Origin of the sequence: Rhodococcus sp. 21391, assembly GCF_016772255.1 — a bacterium.
Lineage (GTDB): Bacteria > Actinomycetota > Actinomycetes > Mycobacteriales > Mycobacteriaceae > Rhodococcus_F > Rhodococcus_F opacus.
In genome coordinates this window covers 4385480-4409565 of sequence record NZ_CP063781.1, presented here as the reverse complement: position 1 = coordinate 4409565, position 24086 = coordinate 4385480, and the positions used below count along the sequence as shown (strand labels likewise).

General features: G+C 69.1%; 23 protein-coding genes. 8 read left to right on the top strand and 15 right to left on the bottom strand.

All coding sequences use genetic code 11. The features are described from left to right. Positions 1-47: 47 nt before the first annotated feature. The gene (glpX, locus tag GO592_RS20455) at positions 48-1088 is read right to left on the bottom strand and encodes a class II fructose-bisphosphatase (RefSeq protein WP_039952719.1); all 1041 of its coding nucleotides are present in this window, start codon (positions 1086-1088) and stop codon (positions 48-50) included. Positions 1089-1277: 189 nt separating this feature from the next. Between glpX and GO592_RS20450 the strand changes: the two genes are divergently transcribed. Next, a complete protein-coding gene (locus tag GO592_RS20450) occupies positions 1278-1847 on the top strand; it encodes a DUF4245 domain-containing protein (protein WP_039952749.1) in 570 nt (189 codons plus the stop codon). Positions 1848-1861: 14 nt separating this feature from the next. Here the strand turns inward: GO592_RS20450 and GO592_RS20445 are convergent, their stop codons facing one another. The 3 genes from GO592_RS20445 to GO592_RS20435 are packed head-to-tail and all read right to left on the bottom strand — an operon-like array spanning position 1862 to position 3981. Then, positions 1862-2092, bottom strand: a complete 231-nt coding sequence (locus GO592_RS20445) for an exodeoxyribonuclease VII small subunit (RefSeq protein WP_005239000.1) — start codon at positions 2090-2092, stop codon at positions 1862-1864. 3 nt (positions 2093-2095) lie between these two features. After that, positions 2096-3352, bottom strand: coding sequence for an exodeoxyribonuclease VII large subunit (gene xseA, locus GO592_RS20440; protein WP_007300208.1), 1257 nt, complete (start codon positions 3350-3352; stop codon positions 2096-2098). Further along, complete coding sequence (locus GO592_RS20435; protein WP_039952750.1) at positions 3349-3981, bottom strand: lipid droplet-associated protein; 633 nt, start codon at positions 3979-3981, stop codon at positions 3349-3351. The genes xseA and GO592_RS20435 overlap by 4 nt, the downstream gene beginning before the upstream one ends. A gap of 142 nt (positions 3982-4123) precedes the next feature. Between GO592_RS20435 and GO592_RS20430 the strand changes: the two genes are divergently transcribed. After that, the gene (locus GO592_RS20430) at positions 4124-5134 is read left to right on the top strand and encodes a 4-hydroxy-3-methylbut-2-enyl diphosphate reductase (RefSeq protein WP_005239003.1); all 1011 of its coding nucleotides are present in this window, start codon (positions 4124-4126) and stop codon (positions 5132-5134) included. Positions 5135-5161: 27 nt separating this feature from the next. On the opposite strand, the gene GO592_RS20425 is transcribed toward GO592_RS20430, so the two are convergent. Together GO592_RS20425 and GO592_RS20420 are read right to left on the bottom strand one after the other, a co-directional pair. Further along, complete coding sequence (locus GO592_RS20425; RefSeq protein ID WP_039952721.1) at positions 5162-6004, bottom strand: DUF6542 domain-containing protein; 843 nt, start codon at positions 6002-6004, stop codon at positions 5162-5164. Between the two features lie 23 nt (positions 6005-6027). Further along, entirely contained in the window at positions 6028-7191 is a 1164-nt protein-coding gene (locus tag GO592_RS20420; RefSeq protein WP_039952753.1) for a DNA recombination protein RmuC, read from the bottom strand. Positions 7192-7382: 191 nt separating this feature from the next. Between GO592_RS20420 and GO592_RS20415 the strand changes: the two genes are divergently transcribed. Together GO592_RS20415 and GO592_RS20410 are read left to right on the top strand one after the other, a co-directional pair. Continuing rightward, positions 7383-8567 (top strand): exonuclease SbcCD subunit D, encoded by a 1185-nt coding sequence (locus GO592_RS20415; RefSeq protein WP_007300212.1) that lies wholly within the window; start codon positions 7383-7385, stop codon positions 8565-8567. After that, positions 8564-11545 carry an AAA family ATPase gene (locus GO592_RS20410; RefSeq protein WP_007300213.1) on the top strand — a complete coding sequence of 994 codons (2982 nt, stop codon included), beginning with the start codon at positions 8564-8566 and terminating at the stop codon, positions 11543-11545. Before GO592_RS20415 ends, GO592_RS20410 begins: the two co-directional genes overlap by 4 nt. 7 nt (positions 11546-11552) lie before the next feature. On the opposite strand, the gene GO592_RS20405 is transcribed toward GO592_RS20410, so the two are convergent. The 4 genes from GO592_RS20405 to GO592_RS20390 form a co-directional block, all read right to left on the bottom strand. Next, positions 11553-12764 carry an AI-2E family transporter gene (locus GO592_RS20405; protein WP_007300214.1) on the bottom strand — a complete coding sequence of 404 codons (1212 nt, stop codon included), beginning with the start codon at positions 12762-12764 and terminating at the stop codon, positions 11553-11555. 77 nt (positions 12765-12841) lie between these two features. Next, positions 12842-13033: a YbdD/YjiX family protein gene (locus GO592_RS20400; RefSeq protein WP_157234334.1), complete on the bottom strand. Its 192-nt coding sequence runs from the start codon at positions 13031-13033 to the stop codon at positions 12842-12844. Further along, positions 13026-15329, bottom strand: a complete 2304-nt coding sequence (locus tag GO592_RS20395) for a carbon starvation CstA family protein (protein ID WP_007300216.1) — start codon at positions 15327-15329, stop codon at positions 13026-13028. Before GO592_RS20395 ends, GO592_RS20400 begins: the two co-directional genes overlap by 8 nt. Before the next feature lie 125 nt (positions 15330-15454). Then, complete coding sequence (locus GO592_RS20390; RefSeq protein WP_007300217.1) at positions 15455-17032, bottom strand: FMN-binding glutamate synthase family protein; 1578 nt, start codon at positions 17030-17032, stop codon at positions 15455-15457. A 119-nt stretch (positions 17033-17151) separates the two neighbouring features. On the opposite strand from GO592_RS20390, the gene GO592_RS20385 reads away from it, so the two are divergent. After that, entirely contained in the window at positions 17152-17565 is a 414-nt protein-coding gene (locus tag GO592_RS20385; protein ID WP_005560516.1) for a CD225/dispanin family protein, read from the top strand. 47 nt (positions 17566-17612) lie between these two features. After that, the gene (gene ychF / locus GO592_RS20380) at positions 17613-18692 is read left to right on the top strand and encodes a redox-regulated ATPase YchF (protein WP_005239054.1); all 1080 of its coding nucleotides are present in this window, start codon (positions 17613-17615) and stop codon (positions 18690-18692) included. On the opposite strand, the gene GO592_RS20375 is transcribed toward ychF, so the two are convergent. Then, a complete protein-coding gene (locus GO592_RS20375; RefSeq protein WP_039952755.1) occupies positions 18682-20082 on the bottom strand; it encodes an MFS transporter in 1401 nt (466 codons plus the stop codon). The genes ychF and GO592_RS20375 overlap by 11 nt on opposite strands. 55 nt (positions 20083-20137) lie before the next feature. On the opposite strand from GO592_RS20375, the gene GO592_RS20370 reads away from it, so the two are divergent. Next, positions 20138-20674 carry a winged helix-turn-helix transcriptional regulator gene (locus GO592_RS20370; RefSeq protein ID WP_007300219.1) on the top strand — a complete coding sequence of 179 codons (537 nt, stop codon included), beginning with the start codon at positions 20138-20140 and terminating at the stop codon, positions 20672-20674. 12 nt (positions 20675-20686) lie between these two features. Here GO592_RS20370 and GO592_RS20365 read toward each other — a convergent pair whose 3' ends face one another. From GO592_RS20365 to GO592_RS20355, 3 genes are all read right to left on the bottom strand, one after another. Then, the gene (locus GO592_RS20365; protein WP_007300220.1) at positions 20687-21556 is read right to left on the bottom strand and encodes a cutinase family protein; all 870 of its coding nucleotides are present in this window, start codon (positions 21554-21556) and stop codon (positions 20687-20689) included. A 68-nt stretch (positions 21557-21624) separates the two neighbouring features. After that, positions 21625-22029 carry a DUF1304 domain-containing protein gene (locus GO592_RS20360; RefSeq protein ID WP_007300221.1) on the bottom strand — a complete coding sequence of 135 codons (405 nt, stop codon included), beginning with the start codon at positions 22027-22029 and terminating at the stop codon, positions 21625-21627. Then, a complete protein-coding gene (locus GO592_RS20355; RefSeq protein ID WP_007300222.1) occupies positions 22026-22493 on the bottom strand; it encodes a hypothetical protein in 468 nt (155 codons plus the stop codon). Before GO592_RS20355 ends, GO592_RS20360 begins: the two co-directional genes overlap by 4 nt. 86 nt (positions 22494-22579) lie before the next feature. Here GO592_RS20355 and GO592_RS20350 point away from each other — a divergent pair, with 86 nt between their 5' ends. Beyond that, on the top strand, positions 22580-23623 hold the full coding sequence (locus GO592_RS20350; RefSeq protein ID WP_039952759.1) for a helix-turn-helix transcriptional regulator: 1044 nt from the start codon (positions 22580-22582) through the stop codon (positions 23621-23623). Positions 23624-23630: 7 nt separating this feature from the next. On the opposite strand, the gene GO592_RS20345 is transcribed toward GO592_RS20350, so the two are convergent. After that, positions 23631-23990: a hypothetical protein gene (locus GO592_RS20345; protein WP_007300224.1), complete on the bottom strand. Its 360-nt coding sequence runs from the start codon at positions 23988-23990 to the stop codon at positions 23631-23633. Between the last annotated feature and the right edge of the window lie 96 nt (positions 23991-24086).

The window sequence follows — 24086 nt, the reverse complement described above, 5'->3', positions numbered from 1 at the left end:
TTCCGGTAGCTCTGGCTACCGGAAAGGCGCACGGGCAGCGGAGCTGCCTAGAACGTCGGCGGAATGGCGCCGTCCTCGCCCGTGAAGTCCACGGACGAGTACTCGCGCAACTTCTCGAGACGGTGGTACGCGTCGATCATGCGGACGGTGCCCGACTTCGACCGCATCACGATCGACTGGGTCGAGGCGCCGCCACCGTAGTAGCGGACACCGCGGAGCAGGTCGCCGTCCGTGACACCGGTGGCGCAGAAGAAGACGTTCTCACCGGACACGAGATCTTCGGTGGTGAGCACACGGTCCAGGTCGTGGCCTGCGTCGATGGCCTTCTGGCGCTCAGCGTCGTCGGTCGGGGCCAGCCGGCCCTGCAGCGAACCACCCATACAGCGCATGGCGGCGGCGGCGATGATGCCCTCGGGCGTTCCACCGGTGCCGATCAGGATGTCGGTGCCCGACTCCGGACGTGCGGCGGCGATCGCACCCGCGACGTCGCCGTCGGAGATGAGACGGATCCGGGCGCCGGTGTCCCGGACCTCCTGGATCAGCCTGGCGTGCCGCGGACGGTCGAGGATGCAGACCGTCACGTCGGAGGGGGACGCCTTGCGGACTTTCGCGACGCGCTTGATGTTCTCGGCGACGGGCGCTGTGATGTCGATGACATCGGCGGCGTCGGGGCCGACGGCGATCTTCTCCATGTAGAACACGGCAGACGGGTCGAACATCGCGCCGCGCTCGGCGACCGCGAGCACGGCGATCGCGTTGGGCATGCCCTTCGCCATCAGGGTGGTTCCGTCGACCGGGTCGACGGCGAAGTCGCAGTCGGGTCCGTCGCCGTTGCCGACCTCTTCGCCGTTGAACAGCATCGGAGCTTCGTCCTTCTCGCCCTCGCCGATGACGACGACGCCGCGCATCGAGACCGAGCTGACGAGCTGGCGCATGGCGTCGACGGCGGCTCCGTCGCCGCCCTCCTTGTCGCCACGGCCGACCCAGCGACCGGCAGCCATCGCACCAGCCTCGGTGACTCGGACCAATTCCAGAGCAAGATTTCGGTCCGGGGCCTCGCGGCGACTCGAAGTGGTGCTAGCCGTCATGGGCAGTGCCTCCTGGTGCAGTCACGGTCGACGTTGTACGTCGACGCTGTGTCGGTGGCCGTCGGCCGCCGAGTGTCGAGTGGATCTCGCTGCTGATTCTCCCAGAAAGAAGTGTGACGTGCGCTGCTGGGGCGCGAATCATGGGACCGAGAATCGTTGTTCCGGGACCGACCCTGGATACTGGTGGGCGTGGCATCTGATAAACCCCGCATCCTGCACAACAACCGCGACATGGTGTGGTCGCTCGTACCCCTTGTCCTGTTTTGCGTACTGATCGCGGGTATCGCCAGCCAGTGCACGTTCAGCCCGGGCGGACCCACCAGTGGTCCGATTCCCAGCTTCGACGTCGATGCGGCGCTGAAGTACGACGCGCAGGACCTTCCGTTCCCGGTGCGCAAGCCGGAGACACCGGAGGGCTGGACGCCCAACTCGGGCAGCCGCAGCATCGTCAGCGGCGACGGCGGCGGCGATTCGAGCACCGTCGGCTTCATCACCGAGGCAGGCCGCTACATCCAGCTGACGCAGAGCAATGCCGTCGAGACGGTGCTCGTGCCGTTCGTCGCGGGTGGTCCGCGTACGGCGACGGGAACCGAGGACGTCGCAGGTCACAGCTGGATCGTGTACGGCGGGGAGGGCGTCGAGCCGATCTGGGTCTCCGACTTCGGCGACGTCCGGCTCCTCGTGACGGGCAGTGCGTCACCCGAGGCGTTCGAGCAACTCACCACCGCCGCGGCCGACGCCCCCGTCCTCGCCGCCTGACGACCGGGGGCGTGTCAGCCCTCGTCGTCGGCGTGGGCGAGCGCCGTCTCGACGCGCTTGCGTGCCCCTGCGAGGTGCTCCTCGCAGCGTTTGGCCAGGGCCTCGCCCCGCTCCCACAGCGCGAGTGACGCGTCGAGGTCGAGGCCGCCCTGTTCGAGCACCTTGACCACGTCGACGAGTTCGTCGCGCGCCGCCTCGTAGCCGAGCTCCGCGATGTCGGTGTCGTTTCCGGTGGGCTTGCTCATGTCCTACTTGTCCTTTCCCATCACCGCGGCACGGATTGCGCCGTCGGCGACTCGAACGCGAATCTGGGTGCCCGGCGGGGCGTCGTCGACCGAACGCAGGACCTCGGGATCGCCGTCGGGCACGATCCGCTGGACCACGGAGTAGCCGCGGGCCAGGGTCGCAGCGGGGCCGAGGGTCGTCAGCCGTGCCCGCAGGTGCTCGATCGTGGTGCTCTCCGCGGCGATCGCCCGGCTGATGTCGCGTCGCCCGGCCTCCCGCAGTCGCTCGACCTCGTCCGACCGGTGGTCGAGTGCGCGCAGCGGATCGGCGAGCACCGGCCGGCTCCGCAGCTGGGAGATCAGGTGGGACTCGCGCTGCACCCAGTTGCGGAGAGCAGCCGCGCTCCGCAACCGCAGTTCGCCGACCAGCGCCTGCTCGGCGACGGCATCCGGTACGACCCGCTTGGCAGCGTCCGTCGGTGTCGCGGCCCGCAGGTCGGCGACGTGATCGCTGAGCGGACTGTCCGGCTCGTGGCCGATGGCGCTGACCACCGGAGTTCGGCAGGCGACGATCGCGCGGCACAGCGTCTCGTCGGAGAACGGCAGCAGATCCTCCACGCTGCCGCCGCCGCGCGCGAGGATGATGACGTCGACGTGCGGGTCGGCGTCCAGTTCCTTCAACGCGTCGAGGATCTGCGGAACGGCGGTCGCGCCCTGCACCGGGGTGTTGCGCACCTCGAAGCGCACGGCGGGCCAGCGGCGCTGCGCCACGCTGAGAACGTCGTGCTCGGCGGCGCTGGCGCGACCGGTGATCAGCCCGATGGTGCCCGGCAGGAACGGCAGCGGACGCTTCAGTCGAGGGTCGAACAGACCCTCCGCTGCCAGCAGCGCGCGCAGCCGCTCGATCCGGGCGAGGAGTTCACCGATCCCGATCGCGCGGATCTCCGTCACCCGCAGCGAGACCGACCCGCGGCCGGTGTAGAACGACAACTTGCCGAACATCACCACCCGGCTGCCCTCGGTGAGCGGGACAGGGGAGTTCTGCAACAGCTGCGGGGAGCAGGTCACCGACAACGACATGTCGACGGACGGATCCCGCAGCACCAGAAACGCGGTCCGGGTTCCCGGACGCGCGTTGATCTGGGTGATCTGTCCCTCGACCCAGACACTCCCGAGCCGGTCGATCCACTGTGCGACCTTGGCCGACACGGTGCGGACCGGCCACGGCTGCTCGGCGGTACTCGGTCCGGTACTGGCTGCGCGGGGCTGTGCGGAGGTCACTTGGCCTTGGCGGAGGTGATGCGGTTGGTCAGCATGGTCTGGAACGGTGCGCGTGCCAGGGTCGCGTTCTCGTAGTCCAGCAGCGTCGTGAGGTCCTCGACGGACAGGCTGCGCAGGCGCGCCCGCAGCTGGGCGAGCGTCAGCGTGCCGTAGTCGAGTACGACGGCGATCTCGGGTTCGGCCACCGTCGGGGCGGAGGTCGCGGCCTTCTTGCTCACCGACTTCACGGAGGCGGCGCCGTTGGTGGCGGCGGGAGCAGCCTTCGGGGTCGAGACCTTCTCAGGAGTGCTCTCGTCCTGCGGACTCAGCGAGTACAGGGCGAACCGCCCAGGCCCGGCCGACCGCTCGTCGGTCCCGCTGTCGACGGCGGGTACCGGATCGGTGTCCTCGTCGAAGACGGCCCAGACCGGCTGCTCCTCGTCGTGGGTCCAGTTGATCAGTGCGAAAGCCTGGTCGCCCTTGATGGCCAGCGCCGTCATGGACTGCTGAACACGCATCGTGGTCTGCAGCACCTGACTGACTGCGGTCATGGGCAGGGTCGCCGCGGTGGTCGGCAGTTTCCTGGCCTCTTCGACGGCCGTCACGGCGATTCCAGCGGCGACACGCGCCACGAACGGGGGACGAATCATTCCCACAGCCTGCCTGACAACGGCACGTTTGGGTAGCCGACGTGCCCACAGCGTCGACGACTTCGGTGCGACGATGCGCACACTACCCGGCCGAGGCCCCGCGAAAGTGTCGTCCGTACGGGGTGACCCGTAGTCTGGAGCCATGTCTTCGGCTGTTCCACTCAATGTGGGTATCACACGTTCTGCAGATTCGGGAGCGTCGCGCGCCGACGGCGAGAAGCGCGTACTGCTCGCGGAACCCCGCGGCTACTGCGCCGGCGTGGACCGCGCCGTCGAGACGGTGGAGAAGGCGCTCGAGAAGCATGGCGCCCCGATCTACGTGCGCAAGGAGATCGTCCACAACCGGCACGTCGTCGAGACGCTCACCGATCAGGGTGTCGTCTTCGTCGACGAGACCGACGAGGTTCCGGAGGGTGCGCTGCTGGTGTTCTCCGCCCACGGCGTGTCCCCGGCGGTCCACGAATCGGCCGCGGCGCGCAACCTGCGCACCATCGACGCCACGTGCCCGCTGGTCACGAAGGTCCACCAGGAAGCCAAGCGCTTCGCCCGGGACGACTTCGACATCCTCCTGATCGGCCACGAGGGCCACGAGGAAGTGGAGGGCACCGCCGGCGAGGCACCCGATCACGTGCAGCTGGTCGACGGACCCGACTCCGTCGACGCCGTGACGGTCCGCGACGAATCGAAGGTCATCTGGTTGTCGCAGACCACGTTGAGCGTCGACGAGACGATGCAGACGGTCGCCCGGCTGCGGGAGCGTTTCCCGAATCTGCAGGACCCGCCGAGCGACGACATCTGCTACGCCACCCAGAACCGTCAGGTCGCCGTCAAGGCGATGGCACCCGAATGCGATCTCGTCATCGTCGTCGGATCCCGCAACTCCTCGAACTCGGTTCGCCTCGTCGAGGTGGCACTGGGTGCGGGCGCGAAGGCGTCGTACCTGGTCGACTACGCACGCGAAGTGGATCCGGCCTGGCTAGACGGTGTCCGGACGGTCGGGATCACCTCGGGTGCGTCCGTGCCGGAGATCCTGGTGCGCGGTGTGATCGATCTGCTCGACGAGCACGGCTTCCACGACGTCCAGCCGGTCACGACGGCCAACGAGACGCTGGTCTTCGCACTGCCGCGCGAGCTGCGGGCCGCGCGGACCTGATCGGCTCGCTACCCGCCCGTCCCTGCTCTAGCGGGGCTGCTCCGTCTCGAACGGCGGCTCGTACCTGTCGCGGTAGCGCACCTGCGGAATGGGGTGGGCAGGCACGTCGGGGTTCGGCCGGGGTCGCGGCGTCGTCCGCGGCGGCACCGAACGCGGCGCCTGAGTGGTGCGCGGAGGTGTCGAGCGGGGTGCCTGCGCTGCCCGGTCGACCATCGGCGGTGGGGGCGCGGTGCGTCCGCCCGACGAGGACGAGCGGCGAGGCGGTGGGGTGGCCGCCCGTCGCGCCGAGCGGGGGTGCTCCCGTGCCGCGTCCTTGGCACGCGTCCGACGCGGCGGCGGAGACTGCTCCGACTCCTCGGCGGCGCGCCGAGGGCGGGCGGCGCGTGGCGTCCGCTGCGCGCGTCGTCGCTCGGACGTGCGAGCGGGACCGGTCTTGCGTTGCTGCAGCAGGAAGAGGCGGAGTCCACCGATCAGCAGGGTCACCACCGTGGCGGCGAGCATCACCGGAAAGCGGTTGACCAGTGGATACGCGACGTTGATCGCCAGGTCTTTCAGTGCGGTGCTGTTCTCGTCCGCGATGAGACTCTGCCCGAGCGGCACCGCGACGAACAGGATCAGCGGCGGCTGGACGATCGCGGTGAACAGCGCTCGGTTGCCGGCAGCCGCCACGGCGAGGACACAACCGAGGAAATAGAACGTGGAGAACGCAGCCGTGAGTTCGGTGCCACGAGCCGCATCGACAGCGAATCCGACAAAGGTGACTCCGACGGCCAGGAGAATGACACCCCACCAGGGGAGACCGGGGACCGTAGGGACAATCGACCGCCTGTCGAGCGGCACCCCAGAGCGAGCACGTTGGGTTGCAGACACACAACGACAGTAGCGGCAACTTGTTAACTAGCCTCGTTGGCGTGACCGGTAGAGCCTGAGAGATCCTCGAGATTTGTGCGTCGCGGCCACGAATCGACGGCGCTGACCTCGGTGACGTCGCCGTCGAACACGTCGAGGTCGTGAAGCTTGCGGGCGGTGACTGCGACCCGGGACTCCATCGACGCGACGGTGAGATTGAACGAGTCGACGGCCTTGCCGAGTTGGGAGCCGAGACGGTCGAGGTGCGCGCCGACCGTCCCCAGCCGCGAATACAGCTCCCGGCCGAGCTGGTGGATCTTCGCGGCGTCCTGAGACAGTGCCTCCTGGCGCCAGGTGTGCGCGATGGTCCGCAGCAGCGCGATGAGGGTGGTGGGGGTGGCGAGGATCACGTTCCGTGAGAACGCGTGCTCGAGCAGCCCGGAGTCGGCGGTCAGCGCCGCGTCCAGGAAAGGATCACCGGGCACGAACAGCACCACGAACTCCGGCGTCGGGTCGAACGACTCCCAGTACGTCTTGTCGGCCAACTGGTCGACGTGCGTGCGCAGTTGCCGGGCGTGCCGGGAGAGGTGCTGTTCCCGGGCGGCCGGGTCTTCCGTCTGCGCGGCGTCCAGGTACGCCGCGAACGGGACCTTCGCGTCGACCACGATCTGCTTGCCGCCCGCGAGGTACACCAGCAGGTCGGGACGGACACCGTCCTTCGACACCTGGGTGTCGAAGTCGCAATGCCGGACCATCCCGGCCAGTTCGACCACCCGCTCCAGCTGGATCTCGCCCCACCGGCCCCGGATCTGCGGCGCCCGAAGCGCCGTGACGAGTCTGTTCGTCTGCGTGGACAGCATCTGTGAGGTGCGGTGCATGCCCTCGACCTGCTCACTGAGTCCGGCGTACGCGTGAACCCGGTTGCGTTCGACGTGGTCCACCTGTTCCGCCAGGGCGCCGACGGCCTCGTGCAGCGGCCCGACCAGCCGTGAGATCTGCTCACCGATCGCACCCGAGTGGCGGCGGGCGGAATCCTCGCTGACCGCGCCGAGCGACTGCCGCAGCAGGGCCTCGTTCTCGCGCAGCGCGGCGAGCTGTGCCTCCGCTCGCGCCGCCCGATCACCGCTCCGCGCCGCGTGCAGCAGCCACCCGAGGGCGGTGCCCGCGGCCAGCGCCAGGAGCATTCCGAGTGCAGCGAGTGCATTCATGTGGCTCATGGTGCACCGGCCCACCGACATGTCCGGCGCCCCCAGCGACATGTGGGGCACCGCCCCAGCGACATGTGGGGCAGCGCCCCAGCGACATGTGGGGCCCCGCCCCAGCGACACGTCGAATCGCTCGGACGCCACGCGGCCGAGGTGTTCGAGGTTGTCGGCACGGTGCTCTACGGTCTCGGGACATGAGGATCCTGCACACTTCGGACTGGCACATCGGACGCACGTTCCACGGGGTGGACCTGCTCACCGACCAGACCCGTGTGCTCGACGCGATCGCCGCCCTCGTCGCCGAGCACGGCGTGGACGTCGTCGTCGTACCCGGCGACGTGTACGACCGGTCGATCCCCAGCGCGGACGCCGTCACCGTGTGCAACCGCGGATTCGAAGCGATCCGGGACGCCGGCGCGGTCATCGTCGCCACGTCCGGCAACCACGACTCCGCCGCGCGGCTCGGGGCGGGTGCCGCGTTCTCCCGTGCGGGCGGGCTCCACCTCATGACGACGGTCGCCGGGATCGGCTCGCCCGTCGTGCTCGAGGACGCGCACGGTCCCGTCGCGTTCTACGGCATTCCCTATCTCGAGCCCGAGATCACCCGCGCGCAACTCGACGTGCCGACCGCGCGGTCGCACGCCGAGATCCTCGACGCCGCGATGGACCGTGTCCGCACCGACCTCGACGGGCGGAACGACACCACACCGCGCACCAGGTCCGTCGTGCTGGCCCACGCGTTCGTGGTGGGAGCGGAGGCCACCGGGTCGGAGAGGTCCATCTCCGTCGGCGGCGTCGAGACGGTGTCGGCTTCGGCCTTCGGCGGGGTCGACTACGTCGCGCTCGGTCACCTCCACTCGCCGCAGACCCTCGCGGCGAACATCCGGTACTCGGGCTCGCCGCTGCCGTACTCCTTCGGCGAGCGCACCCACAGCAAGGCGGTCTACCTCGTGGATCTCGACGCCGACGGACTGCGGGCCGTCGAGCGTGTCGACCTGCCGGTGGTCCGTGGTCTCCGGCAACTGACCGGGACGGTGCAGGAGTTGCTCGAGGACGACACGTTCCGCGACGCCGAGGACTGCTACGTCTCGGCGGTGCTCACCGACCCGGAACGCCCGGTCGACGCCATGCGTTCACTCCAGACGCGATTCCCGTTCGCCGTGCACCTCGAGTGGCAACGCCCCGAGGGTGGCGACGATCTGCGCTACCGCGACAAGGTCCACGGGCGCAGCGATCTGCAGATCACGCGCAGCTTCCTCACCGACGTGCGCAGCGAACCGTCGACCGGCGAGATCCGGCTGGTGGAGGCCGCACTCGGCTTCGCCGGCCGGTCCGGCGAAGACACCGCCGAGGTCGTCGCGCTGGAACAGTCGGCATGAGGCTGCATCGACTCGAGGTCGAAGCCTTCGGGCCGTTCGCAGGATCCGTGGAAGTCGACTTCGACCGGCTCGGCGCGGACGGGCTCTTCCTGCTGCACGGTCATACCGGAGCCGGTAAGACGACGGTCCTCGACGCGGTGGCGTTCGCGCTGTACGGCACCGTGCCCGGGGCACGGAAGGACGGCAAGCGCCTCCTGTCCGACCACGCGCCCGCCGGTTCCGTTCCCACGGTGACGCTCGAGGCGACGATCGCGGGCCGGCATCTGCGTCTCGTCCGCAGCCCGGAGTTCGAGCGTCCCAAGCGCCGTGGGTCGGGGACCATCAAGGAGAACGCGAAGGCCACGCTCACCTGGCTCGACGGCCGCGGGGAGAACCTGTCACGAATCCCCGACATCGCCGACGAGGTCGGTCGGCTGATGGGTATGAGCGCCGACCAGTTCTTCCAGGTGGTCCTGCTGCCGCAGGGGGAGTTCGCGAAGTTCCTGCGCGCCGACAACGAGGAACGCGGTCAGCTCCTGGAGAGGCTGTTCGACACCACCCGATTCGGGACGGTGGAGGAGTGGTTCCTCGACCGCAGGCGCACCGGCGCCCACGACCTGGACGAGCATCAACGGGCCATCGACGTGCTGCTGGCACGGGTCGCGACGGCCGCGGGCATCGAGGGAGGCGCAGATGCCGATCCGGTGACCTGGGCCCACAAGCTCGAGGACGAGGCCCGCGGGACCCGTGACCTGGCTGCGGACGACCTGCAGAACGCCAAGAGCCGGGCGAAGATGGCCCGCGACGCGCTCACGGAGGCGCGCCGCGTCCTCGAACTCCAGAACCGCAGGCGGCGAGCCGAGGCGGAACTCGAGGCCCACGCAGCGGGGGCGGCCCGGCGGGCGGTCCTGGTCGCCGAATTGGCGGATGCGCGCCGGGCCGAACCGGTCGCGACCGTCGCGCGCGAGGCCGACGCCGCCCGGGCCAAGGCTGCGGCTGCCGCGCGGAACGTCGAGGCGATCACGGACGGATTGCGCTCGACGGCGGGCGGCGCCGATCTCGTGGCGGAGTTGTCCTGGCCTCCGACCGCTGACGAACGGGAGCACATCCGGTCGAGTATCCGGGCCTGGCGTGACGAGATCGTGCGCCTCGACGGAGCACTCGCCGAATCCGTCGCCGCCGACCGGCTCGCTGTCGAAGTGGAGCGATTGCACGCCCGGCAGGTCGAACTCGCCGAGGCCGGTGACGCGCTGACCCGGGAGCGGGAACAATTGCCGCTCGCTCTGCGGGAAGCGGAGAAGGCGCTCGACTCGGCGCAGAAGGCCCGCGCCGCACTGCCGGCTCTCGTCGATGCCCGGGACCGGGCAGCCGACGCTGCCTCGGCGGCAGCGGATCTCCGTGCCCGCCGCACCGAGCGCGATCGGCTCGAGCGCGGCGTGCTCGATGCCCGACGGAAGCATCAGGACGCGCGGGAACACTGGCTCGACCTGCTGCAACGTCGGATCGCGGGCATGGCAGCCGAACTGGCGGGCACGCTCGAAGACGGTGTCCCGTGCCAGGTGTGCGGTTCACTCGAGCACCCGCAGCCTGCCGAACCGTCCGAGCTGTCGGTCACGAAGGCCGACGAGGACAAGGCCCTCGCAGCGGAGCAGAAAGCCGCGGCGGCGCTGACGACCGCGACCGAGAAATTGGGCGCGGTGGAGCGCGCGATCGACGTGCTCGTCCAGCGCGGCGGCGACGGTGACGCGGACGAACTCGCGCAGGCACTCACGGTCGCGGACACGGCGGTGGGGGAGGCGACCGCGCTCGGCGACGAGGTCGAGCGCCGGTCCGCATCGCTCACCGAACTGCGGGACCGCGAGAGTCACCTGCAGGAACGGTCACGGGACGTGGGCGTCGACGCCGCCACCGTGGCCGAGAGGATCACTGCGAGTACGACACAGCTCGGGGAGATCCGGGCCCGGGTGAGCGAGGCGGCAGGTGACGACCCGAGCGTGGCGGCTCGTCGCGCACGACTCGACGCCCTCGCCGAGTCCGCATCCGAGCTGCTCGACGCGCGGGACGCCGGTGCCGGAGCCGAGTCGGCGGCCCGTGAACTGGCGGCGAAGGCCGAAACACTCGCCGGGGACGCCGGTTTCGACGGCACTGCCGACGCTCTGGCCGCGGTCCGGACGCCCGCCCGCCAGAGTGAGATCGAGGCCGTGCTCACGGCGGCGCGGGACGCCGAGGTCGGGGCGCGCAGCGTGCTCGACGACCCGGAGGTCGTTGCCGTCGCCGAGGCGGAGCCCGTGGAATTGGCGTCCGTCCAGCACGCGCACGACGCGGCCGCGGAGGTCGTGAACGTCGCCGTCGCAGCGGCGTCCGACGCCGAGCGCCGACTGCTCGATCTGGAACGGTTCGTCGGTCAGCTCGACAAGGCCGCCGAGGCGATCGCGCCGATGCAGGCCGCGCACGAGGAGCTGGCCGCCCTCGCCGAGGTGATCGCGGGCCGTGGCCAGAACGCCAGGAAGATGTCGCTGCGGTCGTATGTGCTGGCGGCCCGGCTGGAAGAGGTGGCCGTCTCGGCATCCGCGCGGCTCGGCCGGATGTCGGCGGGACGGTACGAGTTCGTTCACAGCGACGAGGCCGGTCCGCGAGGCCGCCGCGGTGGCCTGGGGCTGGACATCCGCGACGACTACACCGGAGTGGTGCGTTCGGCCAAGACCCTGTCCGGCGGTGAGTCGTTCCTGGCGTCGCTGTCGCTGGCGCTCGGTCTCGCCGATGTCGTCGCGGCGGAGTCGGGAGGCGTCGTCCTCGACACGATGTTCATCGACGAGGGATTCGGCACCCTCGACGCGGACACCCTCGACTCGGTGATGGGCGTCCTCGACGAGCTTCGTGACGGTGGGCGGGTGGTCGGGATCGTCAGTCACGTCGACGAGATGCGTCAGCGAATCCCGAGCCGGCTGCACGTGATCCGCGGACGCACCGGCTCCACGGTGGAGGTCGTCGCCGGCTGAGTGCCGGTCAGTCCGCCTTGGGCGCGACGGCGGCCTCGTCGACGGTGACACCTTCCCGTTCGGCGTCGTCGAGGTCGTCGTTCGCGGCGACGGCGTCGGCGATGTTGCTTTCGGCGCTGTGCTCGTCGATCTGCTCACCGATGTAGCGCACCACCACGGCGGCGACAGCGGCGGCGGGCACCGCGAGGAAGGCGCCGACGATCCCGAACACGGAGCCACCGGCGGTCACGGCGAGCAGAACCACGACGGCGTGCAGATTCATGCTCTTGCTCTGCAGAACGGGCTGCAGCACGTTGCCCTCGATCTGCTGCACCACGATGATGATGATCAGCACGATCACGGCGGTGGTGAGACCGTTGGCCACCAACGCGACGAGCACGGCGAGAGCGCCGGCGACGAACGCACCGATGATCGGGACGAAGCCACCGATGAACGTCAGGATCGCGAGGACCGGTGCGAGCGGCACACCGAGAATGAGCAGTCCGGCGCCGATGAAGACGGCGTCGATGAGGCTGACCAGTGCCTGCGTCCGGATGAACCCGCCGAGCGTGTCCCACATGCGGCCCAGCACCACTTCGAGGTGACGGCCCGCGCGGCCGCCGCCGACGGAGTGCAGCCACGGGATGAACCGCGGGCCGTCCTTGATGAAGAAGAACGACAGCACCAGCACGAGGCCGAGCGTGAGCAGCAGGGAGCTGGCGGTGCTGACGCCGGTGAACACACCGGACGCGATGACCGTCCCACTTTCCTGCACCTTCACGACGATCGTGTGGATGCCCTGGTCGATCTGATCGTCCTGCAGGTTGATCGGCGGACCCTTCAACCAGTCCTGCACTTGGTTGATGCCCTGGGTGGCCTTGTTGGCCAGCTCGGGTGCCTGGTTGACGACGGACGGCACGATGCCCGCGATGATTCCGGCAACGACGGCGATGAACACGACGAGCGACGTCGCGGCTGCCGCCGCCGGCGGGATACGCCGTCTCGTCATCGCCCGCGTCGGCGGCCACAGCACCGTACACACCACGACGGCCAGCAGCACGGGGAGGACGATCACCCATAGCTTTTCGATGATCCACCCGAACAACAACGCGCCCAGCGAGATGGCCACGAGGACCAGCGACCACTTGGCCACCCACATAGCACCCACCCCGATGAGATGCCCGCGGTCCGGTTTCGTGATTGCGCTCCCGGACGGCGCCGGGGCTTCCTTCTCCGTCACAGATGGTCCTCCCTGCCGTGTCTGCTCAGTTGATCAGTACTGACAGTACTGGGGGACGCCGGGACGGCCCGGTGAGGTCAGCAGCAGCGGGCACCTGGGTTCGCGTCGGCGTCCGCATAGCGCGCCCTCCAGTACTCGCGCTCGGTCGGCACCTCGGCGTCCGGATGGTTCCGGCGGAGGTGTTCGACGTACCTGCTGTAGTCGTGGTCGCCCATCAGTGACCCCGTCCACCACCAGGCGGTCCGGACGGCCCGCACGACCCTATTCATCATGGTGATGTGCCCTGTCCGTGTGGGTGTGCGCAGCACCGGGTGCGCGCACCGCTCCCGACGCGATGAGTTCGTTCCATTCCTTGTCGAGTTCCTTCTCGGCGGCGGTGGGGACGAACCCGGCGGGAGCGAAGATCTTCGACGGCTGCTCGGGTGACTCGGTGGTCGGCAGTCCACCTGCCCGGAATGCCTTGATGCAGACGAGCGCTCCGGCCACCACGACGACGAGGACGAGGCCGGCGAACACGATCGACAGGGTCCCCTGGATGAACGTGTTGCGGATGACGGCGTCGATGGCCTCGGGGGTCTTGGCGGAACCGAAGCTGGTCTTGCCGGCTTCCTTCGCCTCCTTGAACGCGGCGTGCTGGGACCAGTAGCCGACGGCGGTGTTGCCGGAGAAGATCTTCTGCCAGGACGCCGTCATGGTGACGATCAGGTCCCAGACGAGGGGAACGCCGGGAATCCATGCCCATTTGAAGAGACCCCTCTTCATGACGATGGCGAGGACCACCGTCAGGGCGATCGCGGCGAGCAGCTGGTTCGCGATGCCGAAGAGCGGGAACAGGGTGTTGATGCCGCCGAGCGGGTCGGTGACGCCCATGAGCAGGATGGCGCCCCACAGGCCGACGACGGCCAGCGAGCACACCCAGGCTCCGACGCGCCACGACGGATCCTTGAACTTGCGGGCGGGTCCGCCGAAGTTGCCGAGCGAGTCCGACAGCATGAACCGGGCGACACGGGTGCCTGCGTCGACGGTGGTGAGGATGAACAGCGCCTCGAACATGATCGCGAAGTGATACCAGAACGACTTGAGGGCGGCGCCGCCGAGGAACTGGCTGAGCACTTCCGACATGCCGAACGCGAGCGTCGGGGCACCGCCGGTGCGGGAGATGATCGACTCCTCGCCCACGTTCTCCGCGGCCTGCGCGAGCGTGTCGGGGCTGATGTTCGGGCTGGACAGTCCGAGGCCGTTCACATACGCGGCGGCCGTCTCGGGGGTCCCGCCGGTGAGGGTGGCCGGCGCGTTGAGCGCGAAGTACAGGTGCTGGTCGATGATGCACGCGGTGACGAGCGCCATGATCGCGACGAACGACTCGGTCAGCATGCCCCCGTATCCGATCAGCCGCATCTGCTTTTCCTTCGCCAGCAGCTTGGGTGTGGTGCCGGAGGAGATGAGGGCGTGGAAGCCGGACAGCGCGCCGCACGCGATCGTGATGAACAGGAACGGGAACAGCGAGCCCGCGAACGCGGGACCGTTGCCCTGGATGGCGAACGTCGTGACGTCGGGCATCTTGATGGTGGGCTGCGCGACCAGGATGCCGATGGCCAGCAGGATGATCGTGCCGATCTTCATGAACGTCGACAGGTAGTCGCGCGGGGCCAGCAGCAGCCAGACGGGCAGGACGGATGCGGCGAAACCGTAGGCGATCATCAGCCAGGCGATGGTCACCTTGGAGAGCGTGAACCAGTCGGCGCCCCAGCCGGTGTCGGCGACCCAGCCGCCGGACACGATGGCGAGGAGCAGCAGCACGACGCCGATCAGCGACACCTCCGCGACCTTGCCCGGGCGCAGGTACCGCAGGTAGACGCCCATGAACAGGGCGATCGGGATGGTCATGGCGATGGAGAAGACGCCCCACGGGCTTTCCGCGAGCGCGTTGACGACGACGAGGGCGAGCACCGCGATGAGGATGATCATGATGACGAAGACGCCGATCATGGCGGCGACACCGCCGACGAGGCCGAGTTCGTCGCGGGCCATCTGACCGAGGCTGCGTCCGCGCCGTTTCGTCGAGATCCACAGGACGAGGAAGTCCTGGACGGCCCCGGCGAAGACGACGCCGATGATGATCCACAGCGTGCCGGGCAGGTAGCCCATCTGCGCGGCGAGGACGGGACCGACGAGGGGGCCTGCGCCGGCGATGGCGGCGAAGTGGTGCCCGAACAGCACCCGCCGGTCCGTCGGCATGTAGTCCTTGCCGTTCTCCAGGATCTCGGCGGGCGTGGCCCGGTCGTCACGGGGTTGGACGAGTTTGCGCTCGATCAGCCGCGCGTAGAAGCGGTAGGCGATGAGATAGGTGCAGACGGCGGCCACCACGAACCAGACGGCGTTGATGTTCTCACCGCGGATGAACGCGATCATCACCCAGGCGATGCCGCCGAGAAGGCCGAGGACGGCGAACGTGATCCGCGCCGCCGGTGAGATGGGGGTGCGGTCCACGACGCCGACCGCTGGTAGATCCGGATCCGTTTTCAGGTACTCGATCTCGGATTCGGGTGCGGCTCTCAGGGCCATCGCGAACTCCTTCCCAGCGCCCCGTTGTCATTGTGTGCCAGGGGTGACGCCGTCGACAGATGCCACATCTCTTGTGGCCCCCGTCACCCTATTGCGCCGACGTTCGGTTCGACGAAAAAACGACGTCAGAAGCGAGACGAATCGGCGTCGATCCAGTCGGTGAGCCAATCCGACGGCGGATCCTCGAGCAGTTCGCCAGGCATCAGCCACTCGTACAGTTCCGCGTAGGTGCGGGTGGTGACTCCGTCGATCCGCCGGTTGAGCATCGCCGGTGTCAGTTGGTCGAAGCCGTCGAGACCCATCGATGCCACCATCTGCTGGGCGCCCGCCACCGTCGACTTCTGGAACTGGAACACCCTGGCCGCCTTGTCGGGGACGTCGAGTGCGCGGGTCCGCGCCGGGTCCTGGGTCGTCACCCCGACGGGGCAGCGGTTGGTGTGGCACATCTGCGCCTGGATGCACCCGACGGCGAACATCATCGCGCGGGCGGCCAGGGTGAAGTCGGCGCCCTGGATGATCCGTTTGACGATGTCGGATGCGCTGGCGACCTTCCCGGATGCGCCGATCTTGATGCGGTTCCGCAGTCCGGCGCCGGTGAGCGCGTTGTGCACGAGCATCAGACCCTCGGTGAGGGGCATGCCCATGTTGTCCTCGAATTCCACTGGACCCGCACCGGTTCCGCCCTCGGAGCCGTCGACGACGACGAAGTCCGGGGTGACGTCCCGTTCGAGCATCGCCTTGCAGATGCCGAGGAACTCGGTGCGCGATCCGACGCACAATTTGAACCCGACGGGTTTGCCGCCGGACAGCCTGCGCAGGGTGACGATGAAGTCGATCAGCTCGTTCGGGGTGGAGAACGCGGTGTGCGCGGGCGGGGAGATCACCGTCTGTCCGACCGGCACGCTGCGCGTCTCGGCGATCTCCCGCGACACCTTCGCCCCGGGCAGCACACCGCCGAGCCCGGGTTTCGCGCCCTGCGACAGCTTGATCGAAATCGCCTTCACCTGCTCGAGTGCCGCGTGTTCGGCGAACTTGCCGGGGTCGAAGTGACCGTCGTCCGTCCGGCAGCCGAAGTAACCGGACGCGATCTCCCAGATCAGATCGCCGCCGTGCTTGCGGTGGTACGGGCTGATCGCGCCCTCGCCGGTGTCGTGCGCGAACCCGCCGCGCGCGGCCCCGGCGTTGAGGGCTTCGATGGCGTTGGCGGAGAGCGAGCCGAAGCTCATCGCCGACACGTTGAGAAGCGCGATGTCGTAGGGCCGTTCGCAGTCGGGGCCGCCGATGCGCACGGTCGGCGGCTCGGGCGGCGCCATCCGGGCGCGCAGCGAATGGGCCATGAACTCGTAGCCGACGGCGTGCACGTCCCGCTCGGTGCCGAACGGCTCCTCGGCGAGGGTCCCCTTGGCCCGCTCGTAGACGAGGTCGCGGGTCTCGCGGTCGAAGGGCGTTCCATCCGTGGACGATTCGACGAAGTACTGCTGGATCTCGGGGCGGATCTTCTCGAGCAGGAACCGCGCGTGCCCCAGCACCGGGTAGTTCCGCAGAATGCTGTGCCGCCGTTGCAGCAGATCCCACGTCCCCAGGGCTGCGAGCGCGAGAAGGACGACCGCGGCGAACCACCACCCGGTGGCCACACCGAGGGTCAGGGCAAGGGCGCCCAGTCCGAGGATCCATATCGCGAGGACGATCAACCAGCGGGTCACACGCTGAGACTAGAACCTCACGTGAGTGCCGACGCGTACTCCGGCGCACTTTCCCACTCACGGGGGAGACAGGTGGGATAGTGGACGCACGAGGTCAGCTGCCACGACAGGGGGACGTCATGACGGAGTCATCGAGCAATCCGGAGGTGTCGAGCAATCCGGTGCCGCCGAAGCCCGGCGACACGGGTGCGTACGGCTACCAGTACCCGACGCAGCAACAGCAGCCGCCGCAGTCGCAGCCGTACCCGGGGCAGTACGGCCCGCCGCCGCTGCCGCCCTCGAACGCCGGCTGGGCGGTGGCTGCCGTCCTCTTCTTCTGGCCGCTCGCGTTCGCCGCGTTCAACCACGTCCACGACGTGTACCCGAAGTGGGCGATGGGCGACTACCAGGGCGCCCAGTACGCGTCCGACCGCGCCAAGGCGCTCGGCAAGATCGCCCTGTGGATCTGGGTGGCGCTGATCGTCGTCTTCGTCATCGGGTACGCCATCCTGATCATCGCCCTCGTCGCGAACAGCAATACTTCGAGCTGGTGAGGCCGATGGTCGTTGATACGGCCCCGACGCCGTAGAATCCAACGACCGTGAGCCTTACCCTCGGAATCGTCGGACTGCCCAACGTCGGCAAGTCCACCTTGTTCAACGCGCTGACCAACAACGACGTGCTGGCCGCGAACTACCCGTTCGCGACCATCGAACCCAACGTCGGCCTGGTCGAACTGCCCGATCCGCGGCTGTCCGAGCTCGCCCGGATCTTCGGTTCCGAGCGCATCCTGCCCGCCACGGTGTCGTTCGTCGACATCGCCGGCATCGTCAAGGGCGCCTCCGAGGGCGCCGGCCTCGGCAACAAGTTCCTCGCCAACATCCGCGAGGCCGACGCGATCTGCCAGGTGGTTCGCGTCTTCAACGACGATGACGTCGTGCACGTCGACGGCCGCGTCGACCCCGCGTCCGACATCGAGGTGATCGAGACCGAGCTCGTCATCGCCGACATGCAGACGCTGGAGAAGGCCCTGCCGCGTCTGGAGAAGGAAGCGAAGAAGAACAAGGAACTCAAGCCCATCCACGAGGAGGCGCTGAAGGCGCAGGAAGTCCTCGACGAGGGCAAGACCCTGTTCAGCGCGAAGGACAAGCTGGACTTCTCGCTGCTGCGCGAGCTGAGCCTGCTCACCACCAAGCCGTTCCTGTACGTGTTCAACGCCGACGAGGCCGTGCTCACCGACGAAGCGAAGGTCGCCGAACTACGCGCCTCCGTCGCCCCCGCGGACTCCGTGTTCCTCGACGCCAAGGTCGAGCAGGAGCTGCTGGAGCTGGACGAAGAGGACCGGCAGGAGATGCTCGACTCCATCGGACAGTCCGAGCCCGGCCTGCACGCACTCGCCCGCACCGGCTTCCACACCCTCGGCCTGCAGACCTACCTCACCGCAGGTCCCAAGGAGTCCCGCGCCTGGACCATCCACAAGGGCGACACCGCTCCGCAGGCCGCCGGCGTCATCCACACCGACTTCGAGCGCGGCTTCATCAAGGCCGAGATCGTCTCCTTCGACGACCTCGTCGCCGCCGGATCCATGGCCGCGGCCAAGGCTGCGGGCAAGGTCCGCATGGAGGGCAAGGACTACATCATGGCCGACGGCGACGTGGTGGAGTTCCGCTTCAACGTCTGACAGCGGTTCCTCGCACGAGGATTCCGACGACGCCTGCGCCGACGAGTGAGATCAGCCCCGTGGTGACGGCGGCGTAGTTCCAGCCCGACACCATGCCGTCGACGGTGCCTGCCGGGTCGAGGGCGATGATGCTGACGACGGTGACGCCGATGGACGAGCCGAGGTATCGGGCGGTGTTGTTGGCGCCGCTGCCGAGGCCGCCCTGGTCGGCGGGCACGCTGGCGACTGCTTGGCGGCCGAGGCCGGCGTTGAGGAGCCCGCTGGCGACGCCGGCGAGCAGCAGTCCCGGGACGAGGCGCAGCAGGGACGAGTCGGGGGAGAGGCCCGTCATCGTGAGCATGGCGAGGCCGACGCCGGCGAGTCCGATGACGAGTTGCGGCGACCCGGCGAGTCGCGCCGGGAGTGTGCGCGCGAGCAGTGACGCCACGACGCTCGTGCCCGACCACAGGGCGATCACCCCGGCTGCGGCCAGCGTGCTGACGTGCATCGTCTTGACCAGGAACGTGCACGCGAACGACATCAGGCCGATGATGCCCGCCCCGGTCGCGAGGGCCGCGAGGGTGGCAGCGAGGAAGTCGCGTCGACGGAACAACGCGAGGTCGAGCATCGGGAACGGTCGCCGCCGCTCGACCGCGACGAAGGCGAGGGTGAACGCGGCCGCGCCGGCGCCGCAGAGCACGGTGGCGGCGATGTTGCCCTGTCTGCCTTCGACGAGTGCGACGAGCACCAGGACCATCGCGGCGCACAGCGTGACCGCGCCCGGGACGTCGATCCGCTTCGGGACGGCGGAGCGTGATTCTGCGAGCGCGCGTGTCGCGACCTGTCCGATCACGAGTGACGCGGCGGCGAGTGCCCAGTACAGGCCACGCCACCACCCGGCGAGGTCGAGGAGGCCCGCGAGGACGGGACCGACGGCGATGCCGGCGCCGACGCTCGCGCCCCAGATTCCGCTCGCGGTTGCCCGCGCCGCCGGCGTGGTGAAGGCATGTGCGACGGCGCCGAGGCTGGCCGCGATCAATGCCGAGCCCGCCACTCCCTGGATCAGTCGTCCGACGATGAACAGCACGGGTTCCTGACTGACCGCGCCGACCGCGGCACCCAGCGCGAGAAGCCAGGCACCCCAGTGGAACACCCGGCGCCGGCCGTAGTCGTCGGCAAGTGCGCCCGCGGTCAGCAGGACCGCAGCGAGACCGACGCTCATCGAACTGAGAATCCACGTCTGCGCCGCGGGGCCCGCGGACAGCGCCGCGGCAACGGTGGGCATGTTGCCGAGCGGGGCGCAGAAAGCGACCAGGGCGACGAACGTCCCGAGCGACGCGACGGACAGCGTGGTCGCCGGCCGGGGTGAGCGTGCGCGGATCGGTGGGGCAACCGCTGGTGGTCTGTTCACAAGACTGAACATAGAACCAATTTGGTCTGGTGACAAGACTGAGTTGCGCTAGCATGTGGGAGTGGCACTGGGAATCGGGTACTCGCAGCAGAACTGCAACCTCGCTCGCGCCCTCGAAGTGGTGGGTGAGCGGTGGACGATGCTCGTGCTGCGCGACTGTTTCTACGGCGTCCGCCGATTCAGTGACCTGCTCGCCCACCTCGACATCTCGCGCGCCGTCCTGACGGATCGGCTGACCGCTCTCGTCGAGGCCGGAGTGCTCGAACGGGTCGCCGACGGCGGTCATCCCGAGTACGAACTCACCGAGGCCGGAAAAGCTCTGTGGCCGAGCATCTATGCGCTCTCGCAATGGGGTGAGCAGTACGTGTCGCCCGGCAGCTACCCGGGCCGCGTGTTCTCGCACGCGGAGTGCGGAACGCAACTCGATCGTTTCGGGCGGTGCCCCGACTGCGGCACGATCCCGGGGCCCGAGGACCTGGTGGTCGCGCCCGGACCGGGGGAGGCCGTCCGTCCCCGCAGCGACGCCGTCGCCGTGGCCCTGCGTGCACCCCGCCGGATGCTCACTCCGCTGCGTCCGCGCAGCGACGCCTGATCGGCGCGACCCTTACGCCGCGACGCGCAGGGGCGGTTCGAACGTCGCCCGCACCTGCAGCCACTGGGCGAGGATCTGGCATCCGGTGAGCCCGCTCGCATCGAGTGGTTCGCTGGCGTACGCGACGTGCCGCCCGCCCCGCGCGTTGACGACGCGCACACCGCGCCAGGCGAGGCGCGGCGGAAGGTAGCCGAGCACCTCGATCGCCGCGGTCCGCAGCCTGCGGAGGTCGGTGCGCCACTGCCGAGGGCTGATGCGTGTCTTGGTTGCGTTCTGGAAGCTGTTGTGGTGGATCAGTTCCCATGTCTGCGCAAGCCACGTCCACACTGCGCGAAACGACATCCACCGGGTGAGGTCCGCGATGTCGCGGACGTAGCTGTCTTCGCTGGCATTGCAGATCATGTCCTCCGGGTGCGCGATCCACTGGACCGGTACGGAGTCGGGGATCGGGGCGCCGTCGCCCGCGACACCGCGTCCGCGGCAGCCCGGTACCACCCCCGCGGGTTGCTCGGGGTCGGAGACGAGACCCACCGCGGAGAGGTTGTCGGCGCGCAGAACGCCGGAGGCTATCTGCCCGAGCACCTCGCGGATCACGGTGCATCCCTGCGAGTACCCGATCAGCATGACCGGTCCGGGAGCCTCCGCCATGGCGTCGATCAACCGGCGGACTCCGACTTCGGTGCTCTCCCGGTAACTCAGTCCGCCCGCGGCGACCGGCCCGTACGACGCCGGATAGCCGACCCACCGCGACGCGAATCGGTCGTCGAGGGCGTCGGTGACGTCACGCAACAGTCCGGTGACGTGGCGTCGGTGGTCATCGGGGTGGGACTCTCCGGTGCCACCGACAGCGAGAACGGTCACCTGGGACATGCCTCCCATCATGCCGACCGCGGGTAAGGATCCGTTCGGTCGACCCTGAGAAGTTCCTGGCAATCGGACGCCGTGGGTTGTCACCCGATCGCCAGCGCGATCAGGGCCACCAGTGGGGGCACGCTCTGCGACAGTGCGCCGACGACGCCGTCGCCGCGCTGTCGGCTGAGGGCCATGCGGTCCGAGACGGCCAGGGCGATGCCCGCCAGGAACATGAAGAGGCAGGTATAGACGACGAGCGTCCGACCCGGAGTGTCGTGACCCGCCCACCACAGGATGACGCCGGCGATGGCGCCGGAACCGAGGAACAGGTTGTAGAAGCCGACGTTGAACGCCCACAGATGGGCGGCGGGCACGTCGCCGCTCGGGATGCGGAAGATGCTCTCGTGCACCGACGGCCTGCGGAACAGGAACGATTCCCACACGCATGCCAGCAGGTGGACGCCTGCGGCGATCAGTGTGGCGATCTGCGCGACGATGATCACGGCGCACCCGCCCCGGTCGCGAGTTCGACGCCGTACCGATCGGTGACCTCGTGCAGCAGCCGGTCCATTTCCTCCGGCGAGTGCCCGCCGCGGCCGACCGCGTCGAGATCACCGAAGAAGCGGCTGTTGGATGCCCCGGCGGTGACTAGGAGGAAGTCGGCGGACTCGGAGACGACCGTGAACGTATTCATCGTTCCCGCCTCGACGGCGATGGTTTCCCCCGCCGCGAGCTCGTACCCGGTGTCTCCGGCCTGGACGAGAATCCGGCCGCGCAGCACGTGGTAGGACTTCGGCCACGGTTCGACGTGCAGTGGGCCGTCCGGCGCATTCCGGGACGCTTCGACGAGGAAGACTTCGTACGCTCCACCGGCGTGATCGCCGCCGACCAGGACCGTGATGTCGGCGTCCGGTGCGGTGAGGCGGCGGCCGTCGCCTGCTCTGATTACGTGAACGTGGGTGGACATACTGCGACGGTAGGACCGGCGTACCCCGCTGCCCATCCCAGGAATCTGGGATGGTGGTGTGCCTGTGACCAGCGCATACTGTGTTCATGCTGGAGGTCCGGGCGGAAAAGCTGCGCCGCGAGGTGCTCGCGGTCGCGGGATCGGGCGCCGGTGTCACACAGCTGCACGAGCGCGCCCTCGAACTGGTCGGTGAGACGGTGCGCAGCGACCTGACGTGCTGGGCGATGCTCGACCCGGAGACGCTCGCGATCAGTTCGATGACCAGCGGGCGTAGCCGGATCCCGCAGCAGTACGAGCCGCTGCTCGCCGAATCCGAGTACAACGGCGACGATCCGGGCACGTTCGCCGAACTCGCCCGCAGTGGTCGAATCGTCGCGCGGGCCTCGGACCTCCCCGCGGACGAGGTCGCGCACAGCCTCCGTCACGGCGCGGTGTGGGCGCCGCTGGGGCTCGGCAGCGAGGTCCGCCTCGTGTTCCGCGTCGACGGCGCGTGCTGGGGCGCAGCCGGATTCGTGCGGTCCGGACCGGATTTCACCGACCGTGAGCTCGAGTTCCTCACACTCGTGGCCCCCGGCCTGGCGGTCGCGACACGGGCCGCGTCCGTGCACGCCCCGGCGATCTCCGGTGGCGGCGACCAGGGGCCGGCGGTGGTGCTGACCGATGCCGCCGGTGAACCGGTCGCGCTCACGGCCGCTGCCCGCGGTTGGCGGGATCGCTTCGACGAGGTGGCCCCGGGCAGGCTGACCGTGGTGTTGCGGGCGGCGACGTTCGGGGCGCGGTCCAGCGGTTCGGGGATCTTCAAGGCGCGTGTCCGCGATGCGGAGGGTGGCTGGATTCTGGTGCGCGCCACGGCCTTGATCGGCGGCGACGAACCGCAGACGGTGGTCACCCTCGAACCCGCGGTCGGCGGCGAGCTCACGGGACTGCTGCTCGCGGCCTATGCGGTGACCGCACGCGAACGTGATGTGTGCGCCGACGTGATCGCCGGCTATGCGACGTCCGAGATCGCCAACCGCCGCGGCATCACGGTGAACACCGTCCAGGATCACCTGAAATCGGTGTACGCGAAGGCTGGGGTCCGCAGCCGCGCGGAACTCGCCGCGCGGCTGCGGACCGGTCGCGAGCACTAGCTGCGGCTCACGAACCGGCCCCGCCGGAACACGCCTCCTGCGCGGCCGCCCACGTCGAACTGTCCACCCCGGGAGGAGCGCTCGACGCGTCCGGAGTTCCGCCCTCAGGCGGGGTCGAACCGTCGCCGCCCTCCGGCGGTGTCATCTCGCCGCTGGGCGGCGCCATTCCGCCCGGTGCGCCGCCGCCGGCCTGGTCGGGCGGTGCGGGTACGCCGTTCTCCTCGAGGCAGGCCTGCAGTTCGTCGCTCATCGCCGCGGGCGTGGCGCCGCCCTCCACGGCGGCGCTGCTGGTGCCGGTCGACGAAGTGCCGGACGACGCCTCGCCCGAACTACACGCGACGACGGAACATGCGAGACCGACAGCCATCGCCGCTCCACCGATGCCGCGAACCAATTGTGAACGCATGATCGATGCCGTTCCCTTCTGTGTGAGTGAGACACCACTACACCGCGGGAGGCTGGG

Excerpts from the sequence above, each read along its gene's own strand:
- glpX (WP_039952719.1), bottom strand. The coding sequence starts at position 1,088 with ATGACGGCTAGCACCACTTCGAGTCGCCGCGAGGCCCCGGACCGAAAT.
- GO592_RS20445 (WP_005239000.1), bottom strand. The coding sequence starts at position 2,092 with ATGAGCAAGCCCACCGGAAACGACACCGACATCGCGGAGCTCGGCTAC.
- GO592_RS20435 (WP_039952750.1), bottom strand. The coding sequence starts at position 3,981 with ATGATTCGTCCCCCGTTCGTGGCGCGTGTCGCCGCTGGAATCGCCGTG.
- GO592_RS20430 (WP_005239003.1), top strand. The coding sequence starts at position 4,124 with ATGTCTTCGGCTGTTCCACTCAATGTGGGTATCACACGTTCTGCAGAT.
- GO592_RS20420 (WP_039952753.1), bottom strand. The coding sequence starts at position 7,191 with ATGAATGCACTCGCTGCACTCGGAATGCTCCTGGCGCTGGCCGCGGGC.
- GO592_RS20415 (WP_007300212.1), top strand. The coding sequence starts at position 7,383 with ATGAGGATCCTGCACACTTCGGACTGGCACATCGGACGCACGTTCCAC.
- GO592_RS20410 (WP_007300213.1), top strand. The coding sequence starts at position 8,564 with ATGAGGCTGCATCGACTCGAGGTCGAAGCCTTCGGGCCGTTCGCAGGA.
- GO592_RS20400 (WP_157234334.1), bottom strand. The coding sequence starts at position 13,033 with ATGAATAGGGTCGTGCGGGCCGTCCGGACCGCCTGGTGGTGGACGGGG.
- GO592_RS20395 (WP_007300216.1), bottom strand. The coding sequence starts at position 15,329 with ATGGCCCTGAGAGCCGCACCCGAATCCGAGATCGAGTACCTGAAAACG.
- GO592_RS20385 (WP_005560516.1), top strand. The coding sequence starts at position 17,152 with ATGACGGAGTCATCGAGCAATCCGGAGGTGTCGAGCAATCCGGTGCCG.
- GO592_RS20365 (WP_007300220.1), bottom strand. The coding sequence starts at position 21,556 with ATGATGGGAGGCATGTCCCAGGTGACCGTTCTCGCTGTCGGTGGCACC.
- GO592_RS20355 (WP_007300222.1), bottom strand. The coding sequence starts at position 22,493 with ATGTCCACCCACGTTCACGTAATCAGAGCAGGCGACGGCCGCCGCCTC.
- GO592_RS20350 (WP_039952759.1), top strand. The coding sequence starts at position 22,580 with ATGCTGGAGGTCCGGGCGGAAAAGCTGCGCCGCGAGGTGCTCGCGGTC.
- GO592_RS20345 (WP_007300224.1), bottom strand. The coding sequence starts at position 23,990 with ATGGCTGTCGGTCTCGCATGTTCCGTCGTCGCGTGTAGTTCGGGCGAG.